The sequence below is a fragment of the Demequina phytophila genome (genome assembly GCF_000971135.1).
Classification (GTDB): Bacteria; Actinomycetota; Actinomycetes; order Actinomycetales; family Demequinaceae; genus Demequina; species Demequina phytophila.
Window position 1 is genome coordinate 170,398 of record NZ_BBLW01000004.1, and the last position, 16,325, is coordinate 186,722.

The 16,325-nt window shown below is 71.9% G+C and carries 17 protein-coding genes; 5 read left to right on the plus strand and 12 right to left on the minus strand.

Going from position 1 to position 16,325, the window contains the following annotated elements; genetic code table 11:
* Nucleotides 1-15: 15 nt before the first annotated feature.
* Nucleotides 16-1,869 (minus strand): transcription termination factor Rho, encoded by a 1,854-nt coding sequence (gene rho, locus AOM01_RS07730; RefSeq protein ID WP_267127726.1) that lies wholly within the window; start codon nt 1,867-1,869, stop codon nt 16-18.
* Nucleotides 1,870-2,213: 344 nt separating this feature from the next.
* On the opposite strand from rho, the gene AOM01_RS07735 reads away from it, so the two are divergent.
* From AOM01_RS07735 to AOM01_RS07745, 3 genes are all read left to right on the plus strand, one after another.
* Nucleotides 2,214-2,642 (plus strand): DUF6325 family protein, encoded by a 429-nt coding sequence (locus AOM01_RS07735; RefSeq protein ID WP_062291440.1) that lies wholly within the window; start codon nt 2,214-2,216, stop codon nt 2,640-2,642.
* Nucleotides 2,643-2,730: 88 nt separating this feature from the next.
* Nucleotides 2,731-3,078, plus strand: a complete 348-nt coding sequence (locus AOM01_RS07740; RefSeq protein WP_228374249.1) for an SHOCT domain-containing protein — start codon at nt 2,731-2,733, stop codon at nt 3,076-3,078.
* Nucleotides 3,075-4,115, plus strand: a complete 1,041-nt coding sequence (locus tag AOM01_RS07745) for a TIGR00341 family protein (protein ID WP_062291443.1) — start codon at nt 3,075-3,077, stop codon at nt 4,113-4,115. The genes AOM01_RS07740 and AOM01_RS07745 overlap by 4 nt, the downstream gene beginning before the upstream one ends.
* A gap of 64 nt (nt 4,116-4,179) precedes the next feature.
* Here the strand turns inward: AOM01_RS07745 and AOM01_RS07750 are convergent, their stop codons facing one another.
* From AOM01_RS07750 to AOM01_RS07770, 5 genes are read right to left on the minus strand one after another with little or no spacing between them, the layout of a single operon-like run.
* Nucleotides 4,180-6,156 carry an ABC transporter ATP-binding protein gene (locus AOM01_RS07750; RefSeq protein ID WP_082110087.1) on the minus strand — a complete coding sequence of 659 codons (1,977 nt, stop codon included), beginning with the start codon at nt 6,154-6,156 and terminating at the stop codon, nt 4,180-4,182.
* Entirely contained in the window at nt 6,153-7,883 is a 1,731-nt protein-coding gene (locus AOM01_RS07755) for an ABC transporter ATP-binding protein (RefSeq protein ID WP_062291447.1), read from the minus strand. The genes AOM01_RS07750 and AOM01_RS07755 overlap by 4 nt, the downstream gene beginning before the upstream one ends.
* Before the next feature lie 4 nt (nt 7,884-7,887).
* Nucleotides 7,888-8,487, minus strand: coding sequence for a TetR/AcrR family transcriptional regulator (locus tag AOM01_RS07760; RefSeq protein WP_156155893.1), 600 nt, complete (start codon nt 8,485-8,487; stop codon nt 7,888-7,890).
* A gap of 50 nt (nt 8,488-8,537) precedes the next feature.
* Complete coding sequence (locus AOM01_RS07765) at nt 8,538-9,122, minus strand: GNAT family N-acetyltransferase (protein WP_062291453.1); 585 nt, start codon at nt 9,120-9,122, stop codon at nt 8,538-8,540.
* Nucleotides 9,119-10,072, minus strand: a complete 954-nt coding sequence (locus tag AOM01_RS07770; protein ID WP_082110088.1) for an FUSC family protein — start codon at nt 10,070-10,072, stop codon at nt 9,119-9,121. The genes AOM01_RS07765 and AOM01_RS07770 overlap by 4 nt, the downstream gene beginning before the upstream one ends.
* A gap of 36 nt (nt 10,073-10,108) precedes the next feature.
* Between AOM01_RS07770 and AOM01_RS07775 the strand changes: the two genes are divergently transcribed.
* Nucleotides 10,109-11,077: a trimeric intracellular cation channel family protein gene (locus AOM01_RS07775; RefSeq protein ID WP_062291461.1), complete on the plus strand. Its 969-nt coding sequence runs from the start codon at nt 10,109-10,111 to the stop codon at nt 11,075-11,077.
* A gap of 37 nt (nt 11,078-11,114) precedes the next feature.
* Here AOM01_RS07775 and thrB read toward each other — a convergent pair whose 3' ends face one another.
* The 4 genes from thrB to AOM01_RS07795 form a co-directional block, all read right to left on the minus strand.
* Nucleotides 11,115-12,047, minus strand: coding sequence for a homoserine kinase (gene thrB / locus AOM01_RS07780; RefSeq protein WP_062291463.1), 933 nt, complete (start codon nt 12,045-12,047; stop codon nt 11,115-11,117).
* Between the two features lie 12 nt (nt 12,048-12,059).
* Nucleotides 12,060-13,118 (minus strand): threonine synthase, encoded by a 1,059-nt coding sequence (gene thrC / locus AOM01_RS07785; RefSeq protein ID WP_062291466.1) that lies wholly within the window; start codon nt 13,116-13,118, stop codon nt 12,060-12,062.
* Between the two features lie 3 nt (nt 13,119-13,121).
* A complete protein-coding gene (locus tag AOM01_RS07790; RefSeq protein WP_062291853.1) occupies nt 13,122-14,408 on the minus strand; it encodes a homoserine dehydrogenase in 1,287 nt (428 codons plus the stop codon).
* A gap of 84 nt (nt 14,409-14,492) precedes the next feature.
* Nucleotides 14,493-14,882 (minus strand): winged helix-turn-helix transcriptional regulator, encoded by a 390-nt coding sequence (locus AOM01_RS07795; protein ID WP_228374250.1) that lies wholly within the window; start codon nt 14,880-14,882, stop codon nt 14,493-14,495.
* A gap of 116 nt (nt 14,883-14,998) precedes the next feature.
* Between AOM01_RS07795 and AOM01_RS07800 the strand changes: the two genes are divergently transcribed.
* Nucleotides 14,999-15,853 carry an NAD(P)H-binding protein gene (locus tag AOM01_RS07800; protein ID WP_062291469.1) on the plus strand — a complete coding sequence of 285 codons (855 nt, stop codon included), beginning with the start codon at nt 14,999-15,001 and terminating at the stop codon, nt 15,851-15,853.
* A 13-nt stretch (nt 15,854-15,866) separates the two neighbouring features.
* On the opposite strand, the gene AOM01_RS07805 is transcribed toward AOM01_RS07800, so the two are convergent.
* The gene (locus AOM01_RS07805; RefSeq protein ID WP_062291472.1) at nt 15,867-16,076 is read right to left on the minus strand and encodes a hypothetical protein; all 210 of its coding nucleotides are present in this window, start codon (nt 16,074-16,076) and stop codon (nt 15,867-15,869) included.
* A gap of 34 nt (nt 16,077-16,110) precedes the next feature.
* Complete coding sequence (locus tag AOM01_RS14370) at nt 16,111-16,266, minus strand: hypothetical protein (protein ID WP_156155894.1); 156 nt, start codon at nt 16,264-16,266, stop codon at nt 16,111-16,113.
* Nucleotides 16,267-16,325: the final 59 nt, after the last annotated feature.

Here is a 16,325-nt window from a genome sequence, read left to right on the forward strand (position 1 = left end):
GTCGGTCGTGAGGGGCTACTTCTCCTCGTCGGCTCCCGGGGTGGTCTTGGCGACCTGCATGAGGAACTCGGCGTTGGTCTTGTGCTCCTTGAGCCTGCCCAGAAGCAGCTCGATCGCCTGCTGCTGCTCGAGGCCGGTGAGCACGCGGCGCAGCTTCCACATGATCTTGAGCTCGTCGGGACCCATGAGGATCTCCTCGCGGCGGGTGCCGGAGGCGTTGACGTCGACGGCCGGGAAGATGCGGCGGTCGGCGAGCGTGCGCGACAGCTTGAGCTCCATGTTGCCGGTGCCCTTGAACTCCTCGAAGATCACCTCGTCCGCCTTCGAGCCGGTCTCGACCAGCGCGGTCGCGAGGATGGTGAGCGAGCCGCCGTTCTCGATGTTGCGTGCCGCACCGAAGAAGCGCTTGGGCGGGTAGAGCGCCGACGAGTCCACGCCGCCCGACAGGATGCGGCCCGACGCGGGCGCCGAGATGTTGTAGGCGCGGCCCAGGCGGGTGATCGAGTCGAGCAGCACGACCACGTCGTGGCCCATCTCGACGAGGCGCTTCGCGCGCTCGATCGCGAGCTCCGCCACCGTGGTGTGGTCCTCGGCCGGACGGTCGAAGGTGGAGGCGATGACCTCACCCTTGACCGTGCGCTGCATGTCCGTGACCTCCTCGGGGCGCTCGTCGACGAGCACGACCATGAGGTGGACCTCGGGGTTGTTGGTGACGATCGCGTTCGCGATCGACTGCAGCACCAGGGTCTTGCCCGCCTTCGGGGGCGAGACGATGAGACCGCGCTGGCCCTTGCCGATGGGCGCGACGAGGTCGATCACGCGGTTGGTCATGTTGCGCGGGTCGGTCTCGAGGTGGAGGCGCTGCTGCGGGTACAGAGGCGTGAGGTCGCCGAACGACGCACGGCCGCGCGCCTCCTCGGGGGTGAGCCCGTTGACGCGGTCCACCTCGGCGAGCGCGTTGAACTTCTGGCGCTGGCCGCGCTCGCCCGGGCGGGGCGGGCGCACGGTGCCGGTGATGGCGTCGCCCTTGCGCAGGCCGTACTTCTTGATCTGGTTCATCGACACGTACACGTCCGACTTGCCCGGCAGGTAGCCGGTGGTCCGGATGAACGCGTAGTTGTCGAGGATGTCGACGATGCCGCCGACGGGGGTGAGCTCCTCGTCGTCGCGGACGTCGTCCTCGTCGAGCTGCTGAGCCGGCTGGACGGGGTCGAGCCCGTCACGGTCGCGCCCGCGGCCGCGGCCGCGACCGCGACCACGGCGCCGGCGGTTGCCCTGGCCGTCGTCGTCCTGCGCGGGCTGGTTCTGCTGCTGCCGCTGCTGGCCCTGCTGCTGACGGCGGTCGCCGCCCTGCTGCTCGCCCTCGCCATCCTCGCCGCGCGGGAGGTCGAGGCTCACGGCCTCCTTGGCGCGGCGGGCGCGCGATGCCGCGTCCTCGTTCTCATGGGGCGCCTCGGCCTTGTCGGCGCGGGGCAGGTCGAGGCTCACGGCCTCCTTCGCGCGGCGGGCGCGCGACGCGGCATCCTCGTCGACGGCGGCACCCGCGGCGGCCGGGGCCGACTGGGGCGACTCGGCGCGGCGGCGGGGCTGGCGCGCGGGGCGCTCGCTCGCGGGTGCATCGTGCTCGGGCGCGGCGTCGGGGGTCGAGGCCTTCGCGGCGGCCTTGGCCGGCGCCTTGGCGGGCGCCTTCTCGGTCGCCGGCGCCTTCGCCGGGACCACTCCGCCGTTCTTGATCGCCTCGATCAGGTCGTTCTTGCGCATGCGCGCGGTTCCGGAGACCCCGAGCTCGGCGGCGAGCGCCTGGAGCTGCGGAAGCTTCATCGCGGAGAGGGTGGCGGTCTGGTCGGGCGCCACGGTCGTGTCGGTCACGTACTGTCCTTTCCTCGCACGAGCCCCTGTGGCTCCAGAAGTGCGAGATTCGCCCACGTGGGTACGGCTGACGGGACATCTTCGTCAGACGCCTGCAACGTGGATAGCGTTCGTCCGGGGCGCGATGCGCCGTCCGGGGGAAGCGGGACCAGGTTATCACCGCGGCACTCCCGGAACAATCACCCCTGGTGGTGACGCGCGTCACGTCACGCGACACCCGGTGCCACGACACGCGTCTCGCTCCTGTTGCCGCGCCCGCCCGCCGGGCCTAGCCTGCCGTGTGGGGGTGCACGTCGCGCCCGTCGCCACGCCTCAGAGCAATGTCAGCACAAGGGAGCACCACCATGATCGGCCCCGTCGAGATCGTCACCATCGCCTTCGCGGAGAGCCGCTTCGACGGCTCGATCCTCGCGGAGATCAAGAAGCTGGTCGAGACGGGTGTGATCTCGATCGTCGACGCCGTCGTGGTGCACAAGGACGCGGAGGGCGCGGTCGAGATCCTCGAGCTCGCGGAGATCACCGACGACCCGGAGGTGGGCGCTCTCAGCGAGCTGCTCGCGCGCCTCGACGGCCTCCTCAACGACGAGGACGCGGACATCCTCGCGGAGTCGCTCGCCCCCGGCGCCAGCGCCGCGATCCTGTGCTTCGAGCACACCTGGGTGGTGCCGCTGCGCGACGCGATCGCGGATGCGGGCGGCGAGCTGCTCGACACGGTGCGCGTGCCGGGACCCGTGGTCCAGGAGGTCCTCGACGCGGTTCGCGCCGAGGCGTAGCAGCGCCACAGCACACAGACACCGGCACCAGGAACAGCAGAGGAGCGGAACGATGCGCAGGATGGGTCGACCCGGATTGATCGGCACGATGGCACGCACCGCGGTGGTCGCGGGCACCGCGCAGGCGGTGGGCGGGCGCGTCGCGCGCAACCAGCGCACGCGCTGGGCGGGACAGGAGCAGCAGGCGCAGCAGGAGCAGTACGAGGCCGAACAGGCCGCGTACCAGCAGCAGCAGTCGCAGGCGCAGATGGCGGCCATGCAGGCGGAGCTCGCCCAGCTGCAGCAGCAGCAGGCACCCCAGGTCGCGGCGGCACCCGCCGCTCCCGCGGGCGGGGACGACCTCATGGCCAAGCTGGCGCAGCTGGCCCAGATGAAGGACGCGGGCATCCTGTCCGACGCGGAGTTCGCGGCCGCGAAGGCGAAGCTCCTCGGGTGACCGCCGCCGCCACGCCGCGCGAGTCCCGCTGGGGAGCCAAGCTCAACAGCGTCGACTACATGCGGGAGGCCGTCCTCTTCGACGGCAGCGGGGTCCGCGCGCAGTACACGCGCTTCTGGCTGCTGCTCATCCTCGCGTCGGTCATCGCGACCGCCGGCGTGGTCGCGGACTCCACCGCGACGGTGATCGGCGCGATGATCGTCGCGCCGCTCATGCGTCCCATCCAGGGCACCATGCTGTCGACCGTGCTCGGCGACCACCGCAACCTGGTCCGCTCGATCGGCACCATGGTCGCGGGCGCGATCGCCGCGATCGGCGTGGGGTTCGTCATCGGGCTGATCGTCATCCAGCCGATCACCGCGGCGACCAACGCCCAGGTCGCGGGCCGCGTCTCCCCCGGCGTGGTCGACCTGCTCGCCGCGCTCGCCACGGGGGTGGTGGGCTCGATCGCGCTGCTGCGCTCCGACATCTCGGACACGCTGCCGGGCGTCGCGATCGCGATCTCGCTGGTGCCGCCGCTCACCGTGGTGGGGCTCACCCTCGAGTCCGGCGCGTGGTCGCAGGCGGCGGGTGCGCTGCTGCTGTTCGTCACCAACGTCGCCGCGATCCTCGCCACCGGGTCCGTGGTCATGGCGATCTACGGCTTCGCGAACGTGAGGATCGAGATGGCGGAGGACAAGGAGGCGGAGCGGCGGCGCCGCGCGCGGGCCTACCTCACCACCATCGTGCTGCTCGTGCTGGTGACGGTGCCGCTCGCGTACTCGACCGCGCAGAGCATCGAGTCGCGCTCCCGCATGGGCCGGGTCACGAATTTCGTCAACGACGCGACGGAGGGCACGCGCTGGGACCTCGTGTCGATCACCCCGCGCGAGGGCGGCAAGATCCACGTGATCGTCAAGGGTCAGCCGCCGCTTCCCGACATGGCGAAGGTCTACGACGCGATGGAGCAGGACGGGCTCGACACGTCGCTCATCGAGGTGGAGCTGGTGCCCACGTACTCCTTCGATTCGGAGCACCTCGAGGCGCCCGCCTCCTGACAGGCGAAGGGGACGATGCGCGGGTCACCCGACCCGCGCATCGTCCCCTGTCGCTGTGGTGAGGTCAGGCGGGCTCGCCCGCGTGCGCGGGACCCTCGGGGTGCGGCACGGACGGGTCGTCGAACGTGGTCGGGACCGCCTCGGTCTCGGGGTGAACCTCGTCGATGGGCGCCTCGACCTCGTCGATCGGGGCGGCGAACTGGGCCTCGTAGAGGCGCGCGTACGCGCCCTTCGCGGCGAGCAGCTCGGCGTGGTTGCCCTGCTCGACGATCGACCCGTTCTCCATCACGAGGATGAGGTCCGCGTCGCGGATGGTCGACAGGCGGTGCGCGATGACGAACGCCGTGCGGTCCTGACGCAGCTTCGCCATCGCGCGCTGCACGAGCAGCTCGGTGCGGGTGTCCACGGACGAGGTCGCCTCGTCGAGGATGAGCACCTGCGGCTGCGCGACGAACGCGCGGGCGATGGTGACGAGCTGGCGCTCGCCCGCGGACAGGTTGGTCGCGTCGTCGTCGAGGACGGTGTCGTAGCCGTCGGGCAGCGAGTGCACGAACCGGTCGACGTACGCCGCCTTCGCGGCGTCGAGGATCTCCTCGTCCGTCGCGTCCGAACGGCCGTAGGCGATGTTCTCGCGAATGGTGCCGCCGAACAGCCACGTGTCCTGGAGGACCATGCCGGTGCGCGAGCGGAGGTCGTCGCGCGTCATGTGCGCGATGTCCGTGCCGTCGAGCGTGATGCGCCCGCCGGACAGCTCGTAGAACCGCATGATGAGGTTGACCAGGGTGGTCTTGCCCGCGCCGGTGGGGCCCACGATCGCGACCGTGCGGCCGGGCTCGACGGTGAGGTCGAGGTGGTCGATCAGCGGCTTGGACTCGACATAGCGGAAGGACACGTCCTCGAACACCAGGCGGCCGTGGTCGTCGCTCGGGGTGAGCGCGGGGTCCTCGTCGGGCTCCTGCTCATCGGCGTCGAGCAGCTCGAACACCCGCTCCGCGCTCGCCACGCCGGACTGCAGCAGGTTGGCCATCGAGCCCAGCTGGCTGATGGGCTGCTGGAACTGGCGCGAGTACTGGATGAACGCCTGGATGTCGCCGAACGGGAGGCGGCCGTTGGTCACCATGATGCCGCCGACCACCGCGATCGCGACGTAGACGAGGTTCCCCACGAACATCGCGCTGGGCATGATGATGCCGGAGATGAACTGGGCGCCGAAGCTCGCCTCGTAGAGCTCCTCGTTCTTGCGGCGGAACTCCTCCTGCGTCTCCTTGTTGCGGCCGAACACCTTGACGAGCGCGTGACCCGTGTAGCCCTCCTCGATCTGGGCGTTGAGGTCGCCGGTGTGCTTCCACTGCGCCACGAACTTGGGCTGCGACCGCTTCGCGACCATCGCCACGATCACCGTGGTGAGCGGGATCGAGACGATCGCGATGAGCGCGAGCTCCCACGAGATCGACAGCATCATGATGAGGATGCCGATCACGGTGAGCACCGACGTGAACAGCTGGCTCAGCGTCTGCTGCAGCGTCTGCGAGATGTTGTCGATGTCGTTGGTGACGCGGCTGAGCAGGTCTCCGCGCTGATGGCGGTCGAAGTAGCTGAGCGGGAGGTCGTGGATCTTGTCCTCCACGCGCTGACGCAGCCGGTAGACGGTGCGCTGGGTGACGCCGTTGAGCACGAGGCCCTGCACCAGCGCGAGGATCGCGGACACCACGTAGATGGCCGCGACGCTCCACAGGATCCCGTGGAGCTTGGGGAAGTCGATCCCGGTGCCGGTGGTGAAGCCCTCGAAGATCACCGTGGTCGCATTGCCCAGGATCTTGGGGCCGACCACGCTCAGGGCGACCGACGCCGCGCCGAGGAGGATCACCAGGTACACGAGCAGCTTCTCGGGTCCGAGCAGCCGCACCAGACGCATCGCCGAGCCCTTGAAGTCCTGCGCCTTCTCCCCCGGGGCGCCCATGCCGGGGCCGCCGGGGCCGTGCTGACGCTGTTGGGGCGGACGGGGCGTCGACGGCTTGTCGTCGGTCGTGGTCTCGCTCATGCCGCCTCCTCCGCGCGCAGCTGGGTGCTGACGATCTCCTGGTACGTCTCGGAGCTCGCGAGGAGCTCCGCATGGGTGCCGCGGTCGACAATGCGGCCGTCCTCCATCACGAGGATCTGGTCCGCGTCGACGATGCTCGAGACGCGCTGCGCGACCACGATGATCGTGGCGTCGGTCACCTCGCGGGCCAGCGCCGCGCGCAGGCGGGCATCGGTCGCGGTGTCGAGCGCGCTGAACGAGTCGTCGAAGATCAGCACCTCGGGGCGCCGCACCAGCGCGCGCGCGATCGACAGGCGCTGGCGCTGGCCGCCCGACACGGTGGTGCCGCCCTGCGCGATGGCGCTGTCGAGCGCCTCCGGCATGGCGCGCACGAAGTCCTCTCCCTGCGCGATGGCGAGCGCGTCCCAGATCTCCTGGTCCGTCGCATCGTCCTTGCCGAAGCGGAGGTTGCTGCCCACGCTTCCCGCGAACAGGTACGGACGTTGCGGCACCACGCCGACGCGTGACCACAGCGACTCCAGCTCCGCGTCGCGGACGTCGACGCCCCCCACGCTGACGGTGCCGCCCGAGGCGTCGTACAGGCGCGGGATGAGGTTGACCAGGGTCGACTTGCCCGCGCCGGTCGAGCCGATGATCGCGGTGGTGGTGCCGGGGCGCGCCGTGAAGCTGATGTCCGCGAGGACGGGCTGCTCGGCGCCCGGGTAGGTGAAGGTGACGTTGTCGAACACGACCTCGCCGGCGGCGGGCACCGCGAGCGCCTTGCCGCTCGGCACCACGGTGCTGTCGGTCTCGAGGACCTCGCCGATGCGGTCCGCGGCGACGGACGCGCGCGGCACCAGGACGAACAGGAACGTCGCCATGAGGACAGAGAAGAGGATCTGGATGAGGTAGCTGAGGAACGCGGTGAGCGCGCCCACCTGCATCTCACCGTTGTTGATCCGTTCGGCACCGAACCACATCACCGCGACCGAGCCCATGTTCACCACGAGCATCACCAGGGGGAACATCGACGCCATGAGTCGGCCTGCCTTCACCGCGGACTCGGTGACCAGCGCGTTCGCGTCCGCGAAGCGCTCCTCCTCCTGACCCTCCCGCACGAACGCGCGGATCACGCGGATTCCGGTGAGCTGCTCACGCAGCACGCGGTTGATGCCGTCGATCCGGACCTGCATCCGGCGGAAGTGCGGCACCATGCGCGACACGATGCTCACCACGATCACCAGGAGCAACGGGATCGCGATCGCCATGATCCACGACAGCTTCGCGTCCTGCTGGATGGCGAAGATCACTCCGCCGATCGCGGTGAACGGCGTCGAGATGAGCAGCGTGCACGTCATGAGGACCAGCATCTGGACCTGCTGGACATCGTTGGTGGTGCGCGTGATGAGCGACGGGGCGCCGAACTTCTGGACCTCCGCCTCGGAGAACGAGGCGACCCGGCCGAAGATCTGGCCGCGCAGGTCGCGACCCACGCGCATGGCGATCTTCGCGCCGAAGTAGACGGCGGCGATGGTGCACGCGACCTGGAAGAACGACAGCAGCAGCATCCAGCCGCCCATCCTCCAGATGTAGCCGACGTCACCCGCCGCGACGCCGTTGTCGATGATGTCGGCGTTGAGGGTGGGCAGGTACAGGTTGGCGATCGACTGGCCGAGCTGGAACACGACCACCCCGAGGAGCAGCGACCAGTACGGCCTGACCGATGAGACGAGAAGTCTCCAGAGCATGGAATCAGTCCCCTTCCGTGGCGATGCCGCGCAGGATGAAGTCGGCGAGCTCGGAGGGATCCGAGGCCGCGTCGGTGGCGAGGAACGGCATCGTGGTCCCGAAGACCAGGATGCGCAGGTAATCGACCGCTGTCGCGACGGGAACGCGAAGTCGGTCCTGGTCGGGCTCGAGCAGGCGGGTGACGACGCTCGTGGTCTCGGCCAGGGGCGGGCGACGATGCGGGTGGTCGTCTCCCGGCGCGTGGCGCTTATGCTCGCGCGGGCCGAGCACGGTCATGAACCGCACGACCCCTCGCACGTGACTGTGCAGCACCGCGACGATGTGCTCGATCTTGACCTCGAGCGGCAGCGCCGGGTCGATCTGCTCGAGCACCCTGAGCGTCGCCGCCGGGTCCATCACCCGCGCCACCGCGGCGTCGATCAGCTCGGCCTTGTCGGAGAACACCCGGAACACGGTGCCCTCGGCGATCCCGGCGGCGTCCGCGAGCTCGCGCGTGGTGACCTCGGCGCCGCGCTCGAGGATGAGCGGGATCGCCGCGTCGAGGATCTGCTCGCGCCGGTCCTCCGGGGACATCGGGCGGGCCCGCCTGGTCGTGGTCACCACCCGGCCAGACTAAGTGAGTGAGCACTCACTCCGCAACCCGGGCCGACCGGTCAGGCGAGGGTGCGCGCGAAGGTGACCACCGCATCGTCCCCAGCGATGGCCTCGAAGCCCACACGCGGGTAGAAGGACTGGGCGCCGGCGTTGGCGCGTTCGGCGACCAAGTGGACGCCGCGCACGCCGCGCGCGGCGAGAAGCTCGCACGCCGCCTCGATGAGCAGGCGGCCCGCGCCGCGCCCCTGCTGGTCGGGCAGCAGGTCGATGTGGAGGTGCGCGGGGAACTCGTCGAGCCGCGGCATGAGCATCCGCGACGGGTCCGCCGCGGACGCCAGCAGCCATCCGTCATCCGCCGTGCGCTCCGCGTGACGCGTCCCGACCGCCGGCCACCACTCCTCGACGAACCATCGCTGGAACGCCACGGTGTCGGAGGTGCCGAGCACGTATCCGCGCGCCTCCCCGTCCACGTCCCAGGCCAGGCAGAACGCGCCCGGCCCGTGGAGGTAGGGCGTGGCGTAGACGTCCGCCAGCGCGGCGTCGTCGCCGAACCGTCCGGTGGCGTCCTCGCCCTGCGCTCCGGTGAGGAGGCAGATGCGGGCGACCGCCTCGTGGTCCTCGGGACCCGCGGGCCTGATGGTCATGGCCGCGCCTCCTCGCGCTCGAGCCGGGCCATCAGCAGCGCGAGGGCCACCGCGATGACGACGCCGACGATCGTGAGGCCGATGCGCTGCACGGCCGCATCCCATGCACCGGCCGCGGATGCGGCTCCCGCGAGCAGCACGATCACGGCCGCGGTGAACGCGGAGCCCCGGACCTCGTCCTTCACCAGGGTCCAGGCCACGCCGCCGATCGCCGCGACCACCGCGAGCACGTTCGCGAGCCCCGTCGGGAGCAGCGTCGCGAGCACCGCCCCGGCGAGCGTCCCGAGCACGGTGCCGACCACCCGACGCCGCGCGCGCGGCGTGGTCTCTGCGCGGATGGGGACGAGCACCGCGGTGAGCGCGACCACGAGCCACAGCGCGTGCTCGACGTCGAGCGCGGTCGCCACGCCGATCGCCAGACCCGCGCCGACAGCGAGCGCGGAGACGTACGCGATGCCGATGCGACGCCCGACGGTGCCCGGGGTGAGCCGCGCGAGTCCCAGGGCCCCCACCACGAGCGGCACCAGCAGGGCGGCTCCGGCGACGCCGACGAGCGCGGCCCATGGACCGATGTCCGCGGCCGACGTCCCCGCGACCGCGATCACCACGGGAGCGGTGCCGCACACCGGCCCGTAGCGGAGCACCACGGGCAGCGTCGCCGCGGCCGCGGCCGCCGTGAGGAGGCCCAGGACCGCGGCATCGTCCCGCGCGAGCGTCGCCAGCGCGGCGAGGACGGCGATCGCGAGACCCAGAGCGACCGCGTGCCACCGCGGGCCCGTCATGAGGGACACCGTGACGACGGTAAGGCCGCCGAGCGCGGCACCGACCCCGGCGCCCACGCCCGCGACGAGCCCGACCGCGGCGGCCACCGCGACGAGGATCGCGACGATCACGAGCGCGAGCCGCAGCGCCTTCACCGGCGGCACCAGCGCTGATCTGCGAGATCCCATGCGACGAGCCTAGGGGCGCGCCCGTAGGCTCGTGCCGTGATCGTCGCAGCGGATCTCATCGACATGCCCCAGTGGATCTACGTGGCCGCAGTGTTCATCGGCGCCCTCGGCGGTGCGATCCGCGCCGGCGAGGACGAGCACACCGACCTCGTCGGGGTGCTCACGCTGTCCGCCACGATGGGCTTCGGCGGGGCGATCATGCGCGACATCCTGCTCGGGCGCCTCCCCCCGCAGTCGCTGCGCGACCCGTCCTACTTCATCGCTGCGGGCATCGCGGCGGGCGTCGGGATGCTGTTCCTGTACTACCTGCGCAAGCTCGGGCAGCTGCTGTGGTGGCTGGACTCGATCATCATCGGCGTGTTCGCGGTGGTGGGCGTCAACACCGCGCTGCTGTCGGGCGTCCGCTGGCTGCCGGCGATCGTGATCGGCACGGTCGCGTCCGTGGGCGGGCTGATGCTGTGCGACGTGCTCCAGGGCAGGCCCTCGTCGATCATGTACATGGGCCCGCCGAACGCGATCTCCGGGCTGGGCGCCGGCATCGCCTACGTGCTGCTCGCACGGCCCACCGAGCCGATCGTGACCCTGATCCTGTCGACCGCCGTGGCGGTGCTCATCCGCCTGTCGGGGCCGCTGTTCCACGTCACCGTGCCGCAGCCGCGCAAGCACGCGTACGAGCTCAAGATGCGCCGCGCCTTCCGCCGCGCGCGCCGTGCCGGCACGCTGCCCGAAGGCGTCGGCGAGCTCAGCCCGGCGACGGGATCGCTCGCCGCGATCACGCTCGCGCACCCGCAGCCCACGGCCGAGCCGGAGGCATGGGACGAGTCCTGGGAGGAGGCGGACGCGGCCGTCGAACCTCCGACCGCCACCGAGACCCTGGTCATCGACGAGTACGGTCCGGGACTCGGCCACGCCTCGCCGTCGCAGGAATGGGCAGCGTCGGTGGAGGCCGAGGCGGACGAGGACGACGTGGAGCCCGGCGACGGGGACGAGGACCGTCCCGCCTGACCGGCGGCGCCTGGGCGACGCTGCGGGCGCGGCGACGCTACAGGCGCGCCCCGGTCGCGCCCGGCACGCGCTCCCGCGTGTGGATGCAGTGCCAGCGGTCTCCGCCCACGCCGTCGGCCCAGTCGAGGCGTCCGGTGTCCAGGCCGGCCTCGGCGAGACCGGTCCCGAGGACCAGCACCGACGGCCCCGCTCCCGACACCACGGCGGCCAGCCCGCGCTCGCGGAGCGCGCGGACCATGGCGCTCGCCGGTCCCAGCACGTCGACCCGGTAGTTCTGGTGGAGCTTGTCCTCGGTGGCGGCGAACAGGTCCTCCGGGCGGCCGGCCAGCGAGTTCACCAGCAGCGCCGCGCGGCCCACGTTGAACGCCGCGTCCACGTGCGGCACCTTCGCGGGCAGCACCGCGCGCGCCTCCTTGGTGGGCAGCGTGGACCCGGGCACCAGCACCGCGGTCTCGATCTCGTCGGCGACCACGAGGGGACGCGCGTGCACGCCGGAGGCGTCCTTCCATGCGACCGTCGCGCCGCCGTAGATGGCGGGCGCGGCGTTGTCGGGGTGGCCCTCGAACGCGTTGGCCAGGGTGAGCACCTCCGCGGCCGGCAAGGCCTCCGGCTCCGCGATCAGGGCACGCGCCGCCACGATCCCGGCGACCACCGCGGCGGCGGAGGAGCCCAGGCCGCGGCCGTGCGGGATGCGGTTGACGGCGCGGATCTCCAGCCCCGTCTGGGACGCGCCCACGTGGTCGAGCGCCGCGCGCAGCGCCTGCACCACCAGGTGGGATTCGTCGCGGGGCAGGGACGATGCGCCCTCGCCCTCGATCGCGACGGTCACCGAGGAGGACGCGACGGCGCGCACCTCGAGGTCATCGACCAGGCCGAGCGCCATGCCGAGCGCATCGAAGCCGGGTCCGAGGTTGCCCGCGGTCGCGGGCACCGAGACGCGGACGTGGTCCGCGGCGAGGCGCATGGCCATGGCCGCGCCCCGCTACAGACCGAGCGCCGCGGCGGCGGCCTCGACGTCGACCGGGATCACGATGGGCTCGACCGACCGGTCGCCCAGCGCGGTCGCGGTGTCCTTGAGCCCGTTGCCGGTGACGGTGCAGGTGATGGTCGCGCCCTTCGGCACCTCGCCGAGCGCCGCGGCCGCGAGCAGGCCCGCGATGGGCGCCGCGGAGGCGGGCTCGACGAACACGCCGACGTCGGCGGCGAGCCGTGCCTGCGCGGACAGGATCTGGGTGTCGGAGACGGCGCGGATCCAGCCGCCCGACTCGTCGCGGGCCGCGATCGCGAGGTCCCACGATGCGGGCTTGCCGATCCGGATCGCGGTCGCGACGGTCTCGGGGTCCTTGATGGGGTGACCGGCGACGAAGGGCGCGGCGCCGGCGGCCTGCACGCCCCACACCGTTGGGGTGCGCGTGGCCGATCCGTCCGCGAGCGCCTCACGGAAGCCCATCCAGTACGCGGAGATGTTGCCCGCGTTGCCCACGGGGAGCATGTGGATGTCGGGGGCGTCGCCCAGCTGGTCGACGATCTCGAACGCCGCGGTCTTCTGCCCCTGCAGGCGGTACGGGTTGACCGAGTTCACCAGGGCGATGGGGTACTGCTCGGACAGGTCGCGGACGATGTCGAGGCACTCGTCGAAGTTGCCGTCGACCTGCACCAGGTCCGCACCGTGCACGATCGCCTGGGCCATCTTGCCCGCCGCGATCTTGCCCTCGGGGATCATCACCACGCAGCGGAGGCCCGCGCGCGCGGCGTAGGCCGCGGCGGACGCCGACGTGTTGCCGGTCGAGGCGCACACGATGGTGTGGGCGCCCTCCTTCACCACCTGGGTGACGGCCGCGGTCATGCCGCGGTCCTTGAACGAGCCGGTCGGGTTCATGCCCTCGACCTTGACGAAGACCTCGGCGCCCACCTCGGCGGAGATCGAAGGCGCGTGCACGAGCGGCGTGCCGCCCTCGCCCAGGCTCACGATCCGGTCCTCCGGGGAGAACGGCAGCCGGTCCAGGTACTCGCGGATGATCCCGCCCCACACGTGCGCCACGGACTACTCCCCCTCGATACGAAGCACGGACTTGACCTCCGCGACGGCGTCGGACGCGCGCAGGTCCTCGACGGTCGCGCGCAGGTCCCGCTCGGGAGCCGCGTAGGTCGACAGGATGAGCCCGGCGTGCGTCTGCCCGGGCACCTGACGGACGATCTCGATGCCGACGCCGTGCTTCTGGAACACGGTCGCGACCGCCGCGAGCACGCCGGGACGGTCCTCGACGGCCATGCGGATGCAGTACCGCGTCCGCGTGGCGTCGATGGGCAGCACCTCGCGGACCGCGTAATTCGACTCCCGGGGCCCCTTGCCGCCGATCGCGCGGTGACGCGCGACGGACACCAGGTCGCCGAGCACGGCGGACGCGGTCGGGGTGCCGCCGGCGCCCTGGCCGTAGAACATGAGCCCGCCGGCGGACTCCGCCTCGACGAACACCGCGTTGAACGCGCCGTGCACGCCCGCGAGCACGTGGTCCTGGGACACGAGCGCCGGGTGCACGCGCACGGCGACGCCGTCGGGCGTGCGCTCCGCGATCGCGAGCAGCTTGATGACCTGGTGAGTCTCGCGCGCGGCGATCACGTCCTCCGCGGTGATCGCGGAGATGCCCTCGCAGTAGACGTCGGACAGCGCTACCCGCTGGTGGAACGCGAGGGAGGCCAGGATCGCGGCCTTGGCCGCGGCATCGTGCCCCTCGACGTCGGCGGTCGGGTCCGCCTCCGCGTAGCCCAGCTCCTGCGCCTGCTTCAGCGCCACGTCGTAGGACAGGCCGCTGCGGGTCATCTCGTCGAGGATGTAGTTGGTGGTGCCGTTGACGATCCCGAGGATGCGCGTGATGTGGTCGCCCGCGAGGGACTCCCGCACGGGGCGGACCAGGGGGATCGCGCCGGCGACGGCAGCCTCAAAGTACAGGTCGACGTGTGCCGCGTCGGCCGCCTCGTACAGCTCGGGTCCGTGCGCGGCGAGCAGCGCCTTGTTCGCGGTCACCACGGACGCGCCGCCGGCGATCGCCTCGAGGATGAGCGTGCGCGCGGGCTCGATGCCGCCCATCAGCTCGACCACCACGTCGGCGGCGGCGACCAGCGCCGACGCGTCGGACGTGAGCAGCTCGCGGGGGATGTGGGGGCCGCGGTCGCGGGACGTGTCGCGCACGTGGACGCCGATGAGCTCGAGCGGCGCGCCCACGCGCGCCGCGAGGTCGTCGGCCTCCTGCGTCAGGAGGCGGACCACCTCGGAGCCGACGGTTCCAGGGCCGAGGAGGGCGACCTTGACGGAGGACAGGGGGCTGGGCACGGCTCCCACTCTAGCGTTATGGCTGGGTCTCTCCCGGCGGTCCTGGCAGGGGGACGATGCACCGGCCGGGGCACCCCGGCGCCGTCACCTTGCGTCGTAGTCCAGGCGCGCGCGGTCGATCTCGGGGACGGCGCCCTCGAGCACGTCCGCGAGCACGCGCAGGCTCTCCGCGACGCTCGCGCCGAGCGGCGTGAGCGCGTAGTCGACGCGCGGCGGGATGGTGCCCGCGACGTCGCGGATCAGCAGCCCGTCACGCTCGAGGCCGCGCAGCGACTGCGCGAGCATGCGCTCGCTCACGCCCTCGACGCGGCGGCGCAGCTCGCCGAACCGGTGCGGGCCCTCGGCGAGCGCGAGCAGCACCAGCGAGGACCAGCGGGAGGTGACGTCCTCGAACGCCGCACGGGAGGTGCACGCGCGCGCGAACACGTCCGTCACCAGCTGCGGTGTCGGGTCCTGCACCTCGGTCTGCTCCACGCCTCCACTGTACGTCGAAAGAGTTGAATACGAACGGAATAGACTGCACTTACGAAAAGTTAGTACATGCGGAAGGCGCGGCATCGGGCCCCGCCGCCGTACGGAAGGACATCGCCATGACCACCTATGCCGTCACCGGGGCCAGCGGCCAGCTGGGCCGCCTGATCGTCGAGAGCCTCCTCGCTCGGGGCGCGCACGCCGCCGACGTGGTCGCGATCGCGCGCACCACCGCCAAGGCCGAGGACCTCGCCGCGCGCGGCGTCGCCGTCCGCCACGGCGACTACACCGACCCCGCCTCCCTGGACGCGGCACTCGCGGGCGTCGACCGCCTGGTGCTCGTCTCGGGCTCCGAGGTGGGCCGGCGCGCCGCGCAGCACGCCAACGTGATCGGCGCCGCCGAGCGCGCGGGCGTCTCTCGCATCGTCTACACGTCCCTCCTGGGCGCCGACACCACCAGCAACCCGCTCGCCCCCGAGCACCTCGCGACCGAGCAGGCGCTCGCCGCCTCCCCGATCGCCGCGACGATCCTGCGCAACTCCTGGTACCTCGAGAACTACACGGGCCAGCTCGACACCTACGCCCAGACGGGCACCGTGCTCGGCGCGACCGGCGGCGCGACCATCGCCGCCGCGACCCGCGCGGACTACGCCGAGGCCGCCGCGGTGGCGCTGCTCCAGGACGCCGAGGGCGACACCTACGAGCTCGCGGGCACGCGCTTCACGCTCGCGGACCTCGCCGAGGCCGCGTCGACCGTCACGGGTGCGGAGATCACGCACTCGGACGTCACCGTCGAGCAGCTCGCCACCACCTTCCAGGAGGTCGGGATGGACGCGGGCGCCGCTGGCTTCTGGGCCGCGATCGACGGCTCCATCGCCAAGGGCGAGCTCGACACCGACAGCACCGCGCTCGAGCAGCTCATCGGCCGGCCCGCGACCCTGCTCGCGGACGCGGTCGCGGCCGCCCGCGCGTAACCCGCACGGCCCCTCAGAGGTAGCGCGCCTCGTCGCCGCCCTCGTCCCCCTCGGGCTCGTCCTCGAGGGGGACCACGGGGCCGTCGGCGGGCGCCTCCTCGTCGATCTCGTCCTCGGGGTCGACGGAGGCGTCGTATGCGGTGCCCTCACCCTCCCGCTCGCGCTCGGCGGCGGCCTCCATCCGGGCCATCGCCTCCGCGTCGTCGGCGAACTGCTCGCTCATCTCGCACCTCCTCGTGCGCGCTTCCTGCGGCGCATCAGCCCTCGTGATGGCCGAGCGGATGCAGGATCTCCATGTCGACCGCGGCCAACGGGATCACGTCGCCCGCGTCGTCGTCGGTCTCGTCCTCCCACTCGTCGGTCGGGGCGGGATCGAAGACTCCCAGGTGCGGCTTCTCGGCTCCGGCGGACACGGCGGCTCCCTTCGTTCGCGGGGACTCCCTCCCAGTGAACCGCGCCCGCCGCGCACGCG

Excerpts from the sequence above, each read along its gene's own strand:
- AOM01_RS07755 (WP_062291447.1), bottom strand. The coding sequence starts at position 7,883 with ATGCTCTGGAGACTTCTCGTCTCATCGGTCAGGCCGTACTGGTCGCTG.
- thrB (WP_062291463.1), bottom strand. The coding sequence starts at position 12,047 with ATGGCCATGCGCCTCGCCGCGGACCACGTCCGCGTCTCGGTGCCCGCG.
- AOM01_RS07735 (WP_062291440.1), top strand. The coding sequence starts at position 2,214 with ATGATCGGCCCCGTCGAGATCGTCACCATCGCCTTCGCGGAGAGCCGC.
- AOM01_RS07765 (WP_062291453.1), bottom strand. The coding sequence starts at position 9,122 with ATGACCATCAGGCCCGCGGGTCCCGAGGACCACGAGGCGGTCGCCCGC.
- AOM01_RS07770 (WP_082110088.1), bottom strand. The coding sequence starts at position 10,072 with ATGGGATCTCGCAGATCAGCGCTGGTGCCGCCGGTGAAGGCGCTGCGG.
- AOM01_RS07740 (WP_228374249.1), top strand. The coding sequence starts at position 2,731 with ATGGCACGCACCGCGGTGGTCGCGGGCACCGCGCAGGCGGTGGGCGGG.
- AOM01_RS07750 (WP_082110087.1), bottom strand. The coding sequence starts at position 6,156 with ATGAGCGAGACCACGACCGACGACAAGCCGTCGACGCCCCGTCCGCCC.
- AOM01_RS07805 (WP_062291472.1), bottom strand. The coding sequence starts at position 16,076 with ATGAGCGAGCAGTTCGCCGACGACGCGGAGGCGATGGCCCGGATGGAG.
- AOM01_RS07800 (WP_062291469.1), top strand. The coding sequence starts at position 14,999 with ATGACCACCTATGCCGTCACCGGGGCCAGCGGCCAGCTGGGCCGCCTG.